The 12,272-nt window shown below is 65.9% G+C and carries 14 protein-coding genes; 10 read left to right on the top strand and 4 right to left on the bottom strand.

Annotation, left to right across the window (positions count from 1 at the left end; all coding sequences use genetic code 11):
- Positions 1-30 precede the first annotated feature (30 nt).
- From WDM24_RS34270 to lpxK, 4 genes are read left to right on the top strand one after another with little or no spacing between them, the layout of a single operon-like run.
- Positions 31-279, top strand: coding sequence for a DUF4170 domain-containing protein (locus WDM24_RS34270; RefSeq protein WP_016848023.1), 249 nt, complete (start codon positions 31-33; stop codon positions 277-279).
- Positions 276-989, top strand: coding sequence for a lysophospholipid acyltransferase family protein (locus tag WDM24_RS34265; protein WP_029079220.1), 714 nt, complete (start codon positions 276-278; stop codon positions 987-989). Before WDM24_RS34270 ends, WDM24_RS34265 begins: the two co-directional genes overlap by 4 nt.
- A complete protein-coding gene (locus WDM24_RS34260) occupies positions 952-2,286 on the top strand; it encodes a 3-deoxy-D-manno-octulosonic acid transferase (RefSeq protein ID WP_338828907.1) in 1,335 nt (444 codons plus the stop codon). Before WDM24_RS34265 ends, WDM24_RS34260 begins: the two co-directional genes overlap by 38 nt.
- Entirely contained in the window at positions 2,279-3,289 is a 1,011-nt protein-coding gene (gene lpxK / locus WDM24_RS34255) for a tetraacyldisaccharide 4'-kinase (RefSeq protein WP_338828906.1), read from the top strand. The genes WDM24_RS34260 and lpxK overlap by 8 nt, the downstream gene beginning before the upstream one ends.
- A 14-nt stretch (positions 3,290-3,303) precedes the next feature.
- Here the strand turns inward: lpxK and WDM24_RS34250 are convergent, their stop codons facing one another.
- Positions 3,304-3,531, bottom strand: a complete 228-nt coding sequence (locus WDM24_RS34250) for a DUF2093 domain-containing protein (protein WP_016848019.1) — start codon at positions 3,529-3,531, stop codon at positions 3,304-3,306.
- A 187-nt stretch (positions 3,532-3,718) separates the two neighbouring features.
- On the opposite strand from WDM24_RS34250, the gene WDM24_RS34245 reads away from it, so the two are divergent.
- Positions 3,719-4,549, top strand: a complete 831-nt coding sequence (locus WDM24_RS34245; RefSeq protein ID WP_338828905.1) for a dienelactone hydrolase family protein — start codon at positions 3,719-3,721, stop codon at positions 4,547-4,549.
- Here the strand turns inward: WDM24_RS34245 and xseA are convergent, their stop codons facing one another.
- The gene (gene xseA / locus WDM24_RS34240) at positions 4,550-6,175 is read right to left on the bottom strand and encodes an exodeoxyribonuclease VII large subunit (RefSeq protein WP_338828904.1); all 1,626 of its coding nucleotides are present in this window, start codon (positions 6,173-6,175) and stop codon (positions 4,550-4,552) included.
- A 149-nt stretch (positions 6,176-6,324) separates the two neighbouring features.
- Between xseA and WDM24_RS34235 the strand changes: the two genes are divergently transcribed.
- The 4 genes from WDM24_RS34235 to purD all read left to right on the top strand — a co-directional run bounded on the left by WDM24_RS34235 (position 6,325) and on the right by purD (position 9,105).
- Entirely contained in the window at positions 6,325-6,867 is a 543-nt protein-coding gene (locus tag WDM24_RS34235; protein ID WP_338828903.1) for a DUF2306 domain-containing protein, read from the top strand.
- Positions 6,864-7,415, top strand: a complete 552-nt coding sequence (locus WDM24_RS34230) for a hypothetical protein (RefSeq protein WP_338691859.1) — start codon at positions 6,864-6,866, stop codon at positions 7,413-7,415. The genes WDM24_RS34235 and WDM24_RS34230 overlap by 4 nt, the downstream gene beginning before the upstream one ends.
- 4 nt (positions 7,416-7,419) lie before the next feature.
- Positions 7,420-7,719, top strand: a complete 300-nt coding sequence (locus WDM24_RS34225) for a winged helix-turn-helix domain-containing protein (protein WP_166303496.1) — start codon at positions 7,420-7,422, stop codon at positions 7,717-7,719.
- A gap of 108 nt (positions 7,720-7,827) precedes the next feature.
- A complete protein-coding gene (gene purD, locus WDM24_RS34220; protein ID WP_338828902.1) occupies positions 7,828-9,105 on the top strand; it encodes a phosphoribosylamine--glycine ligase in 1,278 nt (425 codons plus the stop codon).
- A gap of 123 nt (positions 9,106-9,228) precedes the next feature.
- Here the strand turns inward: purD and WDM24_RS34215 are convergent, their stop codons facing one another.
- On the bottom strand, positions 9,229-10,461 hold the full coding sequence (locus WDM24_RS34215; protein ID WP_076864913.1) for an acyl-CoA dehydrogenase family protein: 1,233 nt from the start codon (positions 10,459-10,461) through the stop codon (positions 9,229-9,231).
- A 123-nt stretch (positions 10,462-10,584) separates the two neighbouring features.
- Between WDM24_RS34215 and WDM24_RS34210 the strand changes: the two genes are divergently transcribed.
- Positions 10,585-11,490, top strand: a complete 906-nt coding sequence (locus WDM24_RS34210) for an alpha/beta hydrolase (RefSeq protein ID WP_338828901.1) — start codon at positions 10,585-10,587, stop codon at positions 11,488-11,490.
- Between the two features lie 223 nt (positions 11,491-11,713).
- Here WDM24_RS34210 and WDM24_RS34205 read toward each other — a convergent pair whose 3' ends face one another.
- Positions 11,714-12,172 carry a nucleoside deaminase gene (locus tag WDM24_RS34205; protein WP_338828900.1) on the bottom strand — a complete coding sequence of 153 codons (459 nt, stop codon included), beginning with the start codon at positions 12,170-12,172 and terminating at the stop codon, positions 11,714-11,716.
- Between the last annotated feature and the right edge of the window lie 100 nt (positions 12,173-12,272).

Here is a 12,272-nt window from a genome sequence, read left to right as displayed (position 1 = left end):
TTGCCGGGCATCTCGTTAGGAAAAACCATCATGTCAGACAATGCCCAGCCGCAGCTGCTCCACCTCGTCATCGGCGGCGAGTTGACCGATCTCGAGCACAACACCTTCAAGAACCTGGACGAAGTCGAGATCGTCGGCGTCTATCCGAACTATGCGACCGCCTATGCGGCCTGGAAGGCGAAGGCGCAGCAGACCGTGGACAACGCCCAGATGCGCTATTTCGTCGTTCACCTCCACCGGTTGCTCGATCCTGAGCAGGACACAAAGCACTCCCATTGAAACGACTACTTCGCGATCTGCTGCGCAGCGGCTTCGTGCAGCGCGTGCTGGGTGTGCTTGCGGCCGAGTATCTGCGGCTGGTCTGGCACACCAACCGCTTCAGCTACCAGCCTCCTGACGTGTATGGGATCGTCGAGCCCTTGATGCCGGCGATCTTCGTGTTCTGGCACGGCCAGCACTTCATGACGCCGTTCATCAAGACCAAGGAGAGCTACCGCGCCAAGGTCTTGATCTCCCGCCACCGCGACGGCGAGTTCAACGCGCTGGCGGTGGAGCGCCTCGGGATCGGCACGATCAGAGGTTCCGGCGACCATTCCGGCGCGTTCCATCGCAAGGGCGGCGTCGGCGCTTTCCTGGAGATGGTTCGGACGCTGGAAGACGGCTGCAACATGGCGACCACGGCCGACGTGCCGAAGCGGGCGCGGGTGGCGGGTCTCGGGGCCATCATGCTGGCGCGGGAGAGCGGCCGGCCGATCATCCCCTTTGCGATGGTCACCAGCCGATTCATCCGGTTGAAAAACTGGGATTCGACCACCATCAATTTGCCATTCGGGCGCGGCGCAGTGGTAGGTATTGAGCCGGTCTATGTGCCGCCCGATGCCGATGCCGCGACGATGGAAAAGCTTCGGCAGCACGTGGAGAATCTTCTCAACGAAGCGACCCGACGCGCCTATGCAGCCGTCGGGCGGCCGGAGGCAACGCTTGGCTAGCTCGCTACCGATGACGTTGCGTGTGTACCGCCAGCTGTCGTCCGCGATGGTGCCGCTCGCGCCTGCCCTGATCAAGCGGCGGCTCAAGCTCGGCAAGGAAGATCCCGAGCGCGTCGGCGAGCGGCGCGGCATGAGCGCCGATGTCAGGCCGCAGGGGCCGCTGGTGTGGATCCACGGCGCCAGCGTCGGCGAGGTGCTGGCGGCGGCAGGGCTGATCGAGCGGTTGCGCGCGCTCAATTTGCGCATCCTGCTGACCTCGGGCACGGTGACCTCGGCCGCGATCGTGGCCAAGCGCTTTCCGCCCGACGTGATCCACCAATACGTGCCGTACGACTCGCCGCGCTATGTCACGCGCTTCCTCGATCACTGGCATCCGTCGCTAGCGCTGTTCATCGAGTCCGATCTGTGGCCGAACCTGATCCTGTCGTGCGCGGCGCGGCGGCTGCCGATGGTCTTGATCAACGGGCGGATGTCGCAGCGCTCGTTCCCGCGCTGGCGCCGGGTCTCCAACACCATCGGGGCGCTGCTCGGACGGTTCGACATCTGCCTCGCGCAGTCGAACACCGACGCCGAGCGTTTTGCCGCGCTCGGCAGCCCGAATGTCGTCGTCACCGGCAATCTCAAGCTCGACGTCGCGGCGCCGCCGGCCGATCCGGCCAAGCTGGAACGGCTGATGTCGGTGACGCGCGGCCGCCCGATCGTGGTCGCGGCATCGACCCATCCGGGTGAGGAAGAGATCCTGATCGAGGCGCACAAATCGCTCGCCGGATTCTTCCCCGGGCTGCTCACGGTGATCGTGCCGCGGCACGCCGCGCGCGGCGAGGCGGTGGCGCGGCTGGTGACGGAGGCTGGCCTGCGCCCCGGCATGCGCTCGCACGAGGACCTGCCGGTTGCGACCACCGATATCTACGTCGCCGACACGATGGGCGAGCTCGGCCTGTTCTACCGGCTGGCGCCGATCGTGTTCATGGGCGGCTCGCTGGTCGCGCATGGCGGCCAGAATCCGATCGAGGCGATCAAGCTTGGCGGTGCGATCGTGCACGGTCCGCACGTCTTCAATTTCACCGACGTCTATGACGCACTCGATCGTGCCGGCGGCGCGCGGCGCGCCGACGATCGCGAGGCGCTGGTCAAGCAGCTTGGCCAGTTCCTCGCCGATCCCGCGGCGCGCGACACCTCGCTGGGTGCCTCGGAGCGCGTCGTCGAACAACTCGGTGGTGCGCTGGAGCGCACGGTGACCGCTCTCGAGCCCTATCTGTTGCAGTTGCGGCTCGAGATGGGAGCCGCCAATGCGTGAGCCGGCCTTTTGGCACCGGCCGTCGTCCTGGATATCGCAACTGTTGAGACCGCTTGCCGCGCTGTACGGCGCGGTGGCCGCGCGGCGCATGCAGCGCGCCGGCATCGACGCCGGCATCCCGGTGCTTTGCGTCGGCAATTACCACGTCGGCGGCGCCGGCAAGACGCCGACGGTGCTGGCGCTGGCAAAACTGCTGCGCGAGCTCGACGAGCGGCCGGTCGTGCTCAGCCGCGGTTATGGCGGCAGGCTTGCCGGCCCGGTCAAGGTCGATTCCGACAGCCACACCGCGGCCGATGTCGGCGACGAGCCGCTGATGATGGCGGCGAGCCTGCCGGTCGTGGTGTCGCGCGACCGCGCCGCGGGTCTGGCGCTGGCGCGGGCGCAGAACGCCAGCGTGATCCTGATGGATGACGGCTTCCAGAACCCGTCGGTCGCGAAGGATTGCTGCCTGATCGTGGCCGACGGCACGCGCGGCATCGGCAACGGCCGCGTCATTCCGGCCGGACCGTTGCGCGCGCCGCTGCCGCCGCAGCTGGAGCGGACCGACGCGCTGATCGTGGTCGGCGAGGGGCGTGCGGCGCAGGACATCGCGGCCGAGATCGCCTCCCGCGGCAAGCCGGTGCTGTCGGCGCATCTGACGCCGGACGCGGCTTCGCTGGCGGCGCTGCGCGGCACGCGTGCGCTCGCCTTTGCCGGCATCGGCGATCCCGCGCGCTTCTTCAATTCGCTGCGGTCGAGCGGCGTCGATGTCGTGCGCAGCAGGGCTTTCGCCGATCACCACGCCTTCACGAAGGACGAGATCGATCAGCTCGTCGCTGACGCCCGAGATAATGGCCTGACGCTGGTGACGACGGAGAAGGATTTCGCGCGCCTGCGCGGCACCGATGCGGCGAAGACGATCGTGCCGTTCGCGGTGACGTTGCAATTCGCCGACGTTGGCGCGCTGCGGCGCCTGGTGGCCGATCAGCTGTTCAAGGCGCGGGATAGGAGGCTGCGAAAGTGAACCTGGCCTCGAGCTTAGGCCTGCGGCTTGAGCACGCCGGGATGGTGGCGCTGCAGTACGGCGGTCGGGGTGGCGTAGGCCTCCTGCAGGTCGACGCTCCAGTACTTCAGCTCGTCGAGCGGAATCCGGACATCGGTGATCGCACAACGCACGAAGGTGCCGGGCGAGATCACGCGGAAATCGCCGTCAAGATATTGCACCTGCGCTTCGCCATGGCCCGAGGGACCGAACTTGTTCAGCACGATTGAGCTCTCCGCCTTGCCTCTGACGAGGCAGCCTTAAATGTTCATGAAGCCGTCTATCACAGATAGGCGGGCATGTCCGCCCGTTAAACCACCGACTTGTGATGATTTGGCGGCGGAAGCGCATGGTAGCGTTGCACGCGTGGTTCGCCGCGTTTGCAGCGCCATGACGAGCCGGCCGGATCGGATGCGCCTCAAGTCGGTTTTCATGTGTCTCGCGATGCTTGCCGTGCCGGCCGCGGCTGCAGCGCCGCTTCCGGCCCCGCATCAGGTCGAGATTCCAGATGGCAATGTCACGCTGCACGCGCAGCTCTACCGGCCCGATGGCGACGGACCGTTCCCGACGGTCATCGCGCTGCATGGCTGCGGCGGTCTCGCTGGCCGTTCCGAGCAGGTTGCACCGCGCTATCGCGACTGGGCCGAACAGCTGCTGACCGCCGGCCACGCGGTGCTGCTGCCGGACAGCTACGGTTCGCGCGAGCTTGGTCCGCAGTGCCGCATCAGGGAGCATCAGGTCCAGACCCGCCGTGCGCGGGTCGCCGACATCAATGCGGCGCGGCAGTGGCTGGTGCAGCAGAAATGGGTGGCGAAGAGCCGCATCAGCCTGATCGGCTGGGGCAATGGCGCGGCCGCCTTGCTGTGGGCGGTGCGGCCGCAGCTAGGGTCGCGCAATGCCGAGCCGGATTTCCGCTCGGCGGTCGCGTTCTATCCGGATTGCCGCGCCTCGTTCGGTCTCGGCTGGAGCGCGCGGGTGCCGACGCTGGTGTTGATCGGCGCGCGCGACGATGTCACATCGCCATCGGCCTGCCACCAGATGGTCGAGGCCGCGCATGGCCGCAGCGCGCTGGCGCGGATCGTGGTCTATCCCGAGGCGTATCACGACTTCGACCGCGCTAACCTGCCGCTGCACGCGGTCGCGGCCTCCGATGCCGACATCGCCGAGCGCGGTCACATCGGCACCGACACCGACGCGCGCAAGGATGCGCAGAAGCAAGTCGCCGAGTGGCTGGCGCGCTAGCTAAAACAAGCTGCCCTGATCGACCGGCTTTACGACGCGCTTCGGCGCAGCGGGTTTTGCCTCACGCGGCTGCGGCTTGACCTGGCTCTCGGGCGCCACCGTCGCCGGCGGCTGATCGGCATTCACGGTGGCGGCGACGCGGCCATCGGCGAATTCGATCGACAGGCCGGCATTCGGGCCGACCGCCGCGGCGGAATGCAGTGCGTGGCCCTGATCGTCGCGCACCAGCGCAAAGCCGCGCGCCAGCACGCCGCGATAGGACAGCGCCGACAGCAGCTGGCCGCGATGGGCGACCCGCGCCTCCAGCCGCTGCATCGTCGTCAGCAGTGCGCGCCGGGCGCGCTCGGCGAGGCGGTGGGTGCGCTCGAGATCGCGCGCGATCGCGTTGCGTTGGGCCTTGGCATTGGCGAGCTTCGAGGCCTTGAGCCGGATCTCGAGCCCGCCAAAACGCTCGCGCCGGCGATGCAGCAGCGCGCGCGCCGACAGCGTGATGCGTTCGCCGGAGGCGGTGAGCCGCTGCCTGGCATGCGCGACCTGGCCGCGCAGCACGCCGATGGTGAGCCGGGAGCTCGTCGCGGCAAAGCGGCGGAAATGCGCGTGCGTATTGGCCTTCAGCCCGCGCGGCAGCCCGGCTCCGAGATGATCGAGCCGTTGCCGCGGGATCGCCAGCAGCTCGTTCGCTGCCGGCAGCGCACGCGCGGCGGCGCGCAGCTCGGTGCGGCGGGCCTCCTGGGCCCGCTGCCAGCACACCATGGTGCGGCGGGCGAGGCTTTCGACCTCGACGAACAGCTCGCTGCGCACCGGCACCGCCATTTCGGCGGCGGCGGTCGGCGTTGGGGCGCGCTTGTCGGCGACGAAGTCGATCAGCGTGATATCGGTTTCATGGCCGACCGCCGAGATCAGCGGGATATGGCTCTCCGCCGCAGCGCGGACCACGATCTCCTCGTTGAACGACCAGAGGTCCTCCAGCGAGCCGCCGCCACGTGCGACGATCAACAGATCAGGTCGGGGAATCCTGCCGCCTTCCGGCAGCGCGTTGAAGCCGCGGATCGCGGCCGCGACCTGTTCGGCCGAGCCGTCGCCCTGCACCTTGACCGGCCAGACCAGCACGCGGCGGGGAAAGCGGTCCTCGAGGCGATGCAGGATGTCGCGGATCACGGCACCGGTCGGCGAGGTGACGACGCCGATCACCTCCGGCAGCCACGGCAGCAGCTGCTTGCGCGCCTCGTCGAACAGGCCTTCGGCCGCGAGCTTCTTTTTGCGCTCCTCCATCAGCGCCATCAGCGCGCCGACGCCGGCCGGTTCCAGCGAATCGATGACGATCTGGTATTTCGAGGAGTTCGGATAGGTGGTCAGCTTGCCGGTGGCGATGACCTCGAGGCCTTCCTGCGGCTTGAAGCGCATGCGGGCGTGGGCGAACTTCCAGATCACCGCCTCGATCTTGGCGTTCTCGTCCTTCAGCGCGAAATAGCAGTGGCCGGAGGAGTGCGGGCCGCGAAAGCCGGAAATCTCGCCGCGGACGCGGACATGGCCGAACCGGTCCTCCACCGTCCGCTTCAGCGCGGAGGAGAGTTCCGAGACGGTGAATTCAGGCGCGTTGACGAGATTAGGCGCGGCAGCAGTCATTTGCAGGTGATTCGGCTGTTTGTGAGCTTCAACGCAACGTAGGGACTTTTGCCCGACATCGCCAATCCGAGGGCTTGTTTGTCCATGTACTCTGTGATACAGAGTTCTCTGTATTGAGCGATGACGATCCTCGTTTGGGGGGCCGACCGATGATCCCGCATGTCATGTTGGCAGGTTTTGTCCATTCCGCGGCGGGCGCGGTGCATGCCGTTGTGGCAATCCTTTGCATCGGTGTCGGGCTGATCCAGTTCCTGCGCCCGAAGCGCGGTGCGGGCCACCGGGCGCACGGCTATCTCTACGTCTACGCCATGCTGGTCGCCGACGGGACGGCGATGCTGGTCTATCAGTTCAGCGGCCGCTTCAACCTGTTCCATGTTGGCGCGATCGTGAACTTCGCCTGCATCGTGGCAGCGATTGTTCCGCTGCTGCGCAGCCCGCGGCCGGCCAACTGGAAACTGAAGCACTACTACTTCATCTCCTGGTCCTATGTGTCGCTGATGTCGGCGGCGTCGACGGAAATCGTGGTGCGTCTGCTGCCGCCGATGACGCGCGGGCAAATTGGGCTGATGGCTTTCGTCCTGTCGATCGTGACGATGACGATCGGCTATATCCTGATCGGCAAATATCGCCCGCCGGCGGAGGCGCCGCCGGTGTCCGCCGAACTCGCCGAGCAAAGCGGGGCGCCGATATGATCGACAGCAAGCAGGCCAGCGCGGCGCTGGCCGACATCAACGACGTCGTCCAGCGCGTCCGTCAGTCGCAGATCTATCAGATCGCGAGCATCATCATCACGCTATGGGGCGTGCTGCTATTTGTGGCCTACATCGCCAACCATCTCTGGCCCCGGCAGGGTTACACGATCTGGACCGTCACCAATCTCAGCGGCCTTGCGTTCAGCACCGCGGTTGGCTTCGTCATCAACCTCCGCTCCGGCAATCGCACCTTTCCGATCCGTTCGACGATCAGCTTCCTGCTGATCGGTGTATTCGGCGTCTACTGTTCGGTCATGCTCGGCCATTTCGGACCGCGCCAGATGATCGTGTTCTGGGTGCTCTACGGCATGCTGTTTTACGCCATCGCCGGCGTGTGGTTCGGTTACGCCTTCATCGTGATCGCGGCCTGCACCAGCGCGCTGACGCTGATCGGCTACTACTATATCGGGCCAGCGTTCCTGTTATGGATGGCGGTGGTGCATGGCGGCGGGCTGATGCTTGGCGGCCTCTGGATGCGCCGGATCTGACGCGATGGCCGAACTCGACGAGATCATCCACCAGCCGCTGCGGCTGCGGATCATGGCGGCGCTCAACGCCTTGCCGGTTTCGACCGGGCTCGAATTCGCCCGGCTGAAGAAGCTGACGGGGGCCACCGACGGCAATCTCGGCGCCCATATCGAGACGCTGGCCAGGGCCGGCTATGTCTCGGTCGACAAGGCCTTCGTCGGCAAGAAGCCGCAGACCACGGTGACCGCGACCGCGGCCGGCCGCGGCGCCTTCGCCCGCCATGTCGCGACGCTGCAGGAGATCATCGCCGGCAAGCAGCCGTGAGCCGGAATGACGGGAATCGGCCGCCTCGCCCCTTGCAGGCCGGCGGGGATTCGTGCGACCGACACGGGTCTTGCACCCGTTTCTTGCACCCTTTCGAGCCCGTATCAGATGAACATCCTTTTGCTCGGTTCCGGCGGCCGCGAACATGCGCTGGCGTGGAAGATCGCAGCATCCCCGCTGGTGACGAAACTCTGGTGCGCGCCGGGCAATGCCGGGATCGCACGCGAGGCGGAATGCGTCGCGCTCGATGTCGCCGACCATGCCGCTGTGATCGAATTCTGCCGGCGCAACGCGGTCGATCTGGTCGTGGTCGGCCCCGAGACGCCGCTCGCCGCCGGCATCGTCGACGATCTCGCCGCCGTCGACATCAAGGCATTCGGGCCCAATAAGCAGGCCGCCCAGCTCGAGGGCTCCAAGGGTTTCACAAAAGACCTCTGCAGCGAGTTCAACATTCCGACCGGCGCCTATCGCCGCTTCGACAATGCGAAGGAAGCGGTCGCCTATGTCCGCGCGCAGGGGGCGCCGATCGTGGTCAAGGCGGACGGGCTTGCGGCCGGCAAGGGCGTCGTGGTGGCGCAGACGCTGCTCGAGGCGGAAGCTGCGATCGCGATGATGTTCGAGGGCGCGTTCGGCTCGGCCGGCGCCGAGGTGGTGATCGAGGAATTCCTGTCGGGGCGCGAGATCAGCTTCTTCGCGCTGTGCGACGGCGAGACTGCGATTCCGCTGGCCTCGGCGCAAGACCACAAGCGTGTGTTTGATCACGATCGGGGACCGAACACCGGCGGCATGGGCGCCTACTCGCCGACGCCGTTCGTGACGCCCGAGGTGCACGACCAGATCATGGCGCGGATCATCCTGCCGACCGTCGCCGGGATGAAGAGTCGCGGTACGCCGTTCAAGGGCGTGCTCTATGCCGGCGTGATGCTGACCGCGCAGGGCCCAAAACTGTTCGAATACAATGTCCGCTTCGGCGATCCCGAATGCCAGGTGCTGATGCTGCGGATGATGTCGGACATCGTGCCGGCGCTGCTTGCCGCCTGCGAGGGGCAGCTGAAACATTTCGATCTGCGTTGGTACGACGAACCGGCGCTAACGGTCGTGATGGCGGCGAAGGGCTATCCCGGCGACTACATCAAGGGCACGCGGATCGAAGGCCTTGATGACGCCGCTGCTGTCGAGGGCGTCGAGATCTTCCACGCCGGCACGGTTGCCAAGGACGGCGCCATTCTCGCCAATGGTGGGCGGGTGCTGAACGTCTGCGCGATGGCCACGACGGTCACCGAGGCGCGCGACCGCGCCTATCAGGCGGTCGATCGCATCAAATGGCCCGACGGATTCTGCCGGCGCGATATTGGGTGGCAGGCGGTGGAGGCGGAGAGGGGCTAACTCGTCATTCCGGACGACGCGCATCGCGCGTCGATCCGGAATCTCGATGTTGTAAGCACCGTCGTCCCTCAGCTCGAGATTCCGGGTTCGCCGCGTTGCGCCGCCCCGGAATGACGAAGTGGGTCAGAGCAAATCCCCGCCCGCCGCTGATGCGGTGGTGCCGTGCTCGCGGAACGCCTTGATGACGTTCTTGCCGATCTTCCACTTGTGCACCTCGTCGGGGCCGTCGACCAGCCGCTGCGAGCGCACCTGGGTGTACCATTTCGCCAGCGGTGTATCCTGGCTGAAGCCGAGCGCGCCGTGGAGCTGGATCGCGGTGTCGATCACCTTGTGCACCATGTGGGCATGGAAGATCTTCGCGATCGAGTTCTCCTGGCGGATATCGAGGCCCTTCTCCGCCTTGTAGGCGATGTGCAGCAGCATCAGCCGGCCGATATAGAGCTCGCTCGCGCAGTCGGCGAGCATGAACTGCACCGCCTGGCGGTCGGCCAGCAACTGCCCGAAGGTCGAGCGCTTGGTGACGTGGGCGGCTGCCATGTCGAGCGCGCGCTGCGCCTTGGCGACGTTGTGCATGCCGTGGCGCAGCCGGCCGTAGGCGAGGCGGTGCTGGCCCATGTTGAAGCCGTTGCCTTCGCCGCCGAGCAGATTGTCGGCCGGCACCTTCAGATCCTTGATCTCGATCTCGGAGTGGCCGCCATGGATCACGTCGTCGTGCGGACCCTCGATCGCCATGTTCGCGACGTTGCGCTTGATGCGGTAGCCGGGATTCGGCAGCTCGACGATGAAGGTCGAGTATTGCTTGTGGCGCGGCGCGTTCGGATCGGTCTTCGCCATCACCAGCGCCATGTCGGCGACGCTCGCCGACGACGAGAACCATTTCTCGCCGTTGAGGATGTAGTTCTCGTTGCCGTCCTTCACGGCCGTGGTCTGCATGCCGGTGGCGTCGGCGCCGGCGGCCTTTTCCGTCATTGAAAAGCAGATGCGCTTCTCGCCGTTCAGCAGGGGCTTGAGGAATTTCTCCTTCTGGTACTCGGTGCCGTGCGCCAGGATCGTCATCATCGAGGCGTCGTCCGGCCCCTGCGTGTTCATCGAGAGCGCGCCCAGCATGCTCTCGCCGAGCTCCATCTGCACCAGGGCGTTCGCCAGCGGGCCGAGGCCCATACCGCCATACTCCTTCGGTACGAACGGGCACCACAGGCCCTGCGCGCGGGCCTTTTTGCGCAGCGGCCCCAGCACCTCGGCAAGCGGTTTGGTGTCGAGTTCCTTTTCCGCCGGAATGCACTCGTCGTGGACGAATTTGCGGACCTTCTCGCGGATCGCCTTGGCTTCGGCTGGAATCTCGAAATCGATCGACATGGCACTTCCTCGTTTCATGTTGTTGTTGGCTTGGCTTGAGGATGGCATAAACCTCGCCGAAAGCAGCGGCAACGCCGAACAAAGTTTGAAGCAGCGCGGCCGCGACAGGGAAGGGAGCCACCGATGCCTGATCTCGCTGATCTTTTTCCCGGCTATGCCTCCGAATGGGTCAACACCTCGCAGGGCCGCATCTTCGCCCGCGTCGGCGGCAAGGGCCCGCCGCTGCTGTTGCTGCACGGGTTCTCCTCGACCCATGTGATGTGGCACACGGTGGCGCCGAAACTCGACGACAAGTTCACGCTGATCATTGCCGACTTGCCGGGCTATGGCTGGTCCGACATGCCGGATAGCGACAAGGACCATACGCCCTACACCAAGCGGGCCTGGGCGAAAACCATGGTCGAGGTGATGGAGCGGCTCGGCCATGTGCATTTCGCACTTGCCGGTCACGACCGCGGCGGCCGGGTGTCGTATCGGCTCGCGCTCGATCATCCCGGCCGGCTGTCGAAGCTCGCGGTGCTCGATATCGCGCCGACCTATGATTACTGGCAGAAGCTCAATCGCCTGTCGGCGCTGAAGATCTACCACTGGGCCTTCCTGGCGCAGCCTTATCCGCTGCCGGAGACGCTGATCTCCGGCCACGGCGAATTCTTCCTCAAGGAGAAGATGGCGAGCCAGACCAGCAGCAAGACGCTCGATGCGATCGATCCGCGCGCGCTCGCGCATTACCTCGCGCCGTTCCGCGATCCCGCCCGCATCCATGCAATGTGCGAGGACTATCGTGCCGGCGCCTATGCCGACTACGAGATCGACAAGGCCGATGTCGACGCCGGCAAGAAGATCACGATCCCGATGCTGGCGTTGTGGGGCGATGCGGGGGTTGCCAGCGCCGCAACGACGCCGCTCGACACCTGGAAGAACTGGGCGACCAATGTCAGCGGCGCGCCGGTGGCGTCAGGGCATTTTCTGCCCGAGGAAAATCCGGAGGTGACGGCGAAGCTGCTGCGGGAGTTTTTCCTGGCGGGATGAATCTGCTCTAGCACCGTCATCCTGAGGTGCGAGCGAAGCGAGCCTCGAAGGATGTACGGCTCGGCTGGTGGCCGTCGATCCTTCGAGGCTCGCAAGAGCTCGCACCTCAGGATGACGGGATCAACATATTGCATGCTGAAGTGCGTAGCGAAGCGAAATCCGGGACGGTCTCCGCGGAGAAAACTCCCCGGATTGCGCTGCGCTCCATCCGGGCTACGAGCCGTCAGCGCCGCTCTCTGAAGAACTCGCGCAAGAGGCGCGCGGCCTCGCGCTCGCCGACTGCGCCGTAGATATCCGGCACGTGGTGGCAGGTCGGCTGCGCGAAGAACCGCACACCTGACTCGACCGCACCGCCCTTGGGGTCGGCGGCGCCGTAATACAGTCGGCGGATGCGGGCAAACGAGATCGCGCCGGCGCACATGGTGCAGGGCTCCAGCGTCACGTAGAGGTCGCAGTCGACCAGCCGTTCGGTGCCGATCGCGTCCGCGGCCTGCCGGATCGCCAGGATTTCGGCGTGCGCCGTGGGGTCGCGGTCGGTCAGGGTGCGGTTACCGGCGGTGGCGATCACCTCGTAACCCCGGACAATCACGCATCCGATCGGAACTTCGCCCGATTTTCCGGCGTTTTCGGCCGTTTTCAGCGCCAAATCCATGAAAGAAGGGGCTGTCATGCCTCGTATCATTGCCAGAAACCTGCTAGTAGCTTCGCCTTCAGCAAAAGTGGATGCCGGTTTTGCGTCAAATGCGCTGCCAACAGGCGCGTACGGCCCGTCCCCTTGCACC

Source organism: Bradyrhizobium sp. 27S5 (assembly GCF_037217225.1).
Lineage (GTDB): Bacteria > Pseudomonadota > Alphaproteobacteria > Rhizobiales > Xanthobacteraceae > Bradyrhizobium > Bradyrhizobium septentrionale.
This window is presented reverse-complemented; position numbering and strand designations above follow the sequence as displayed.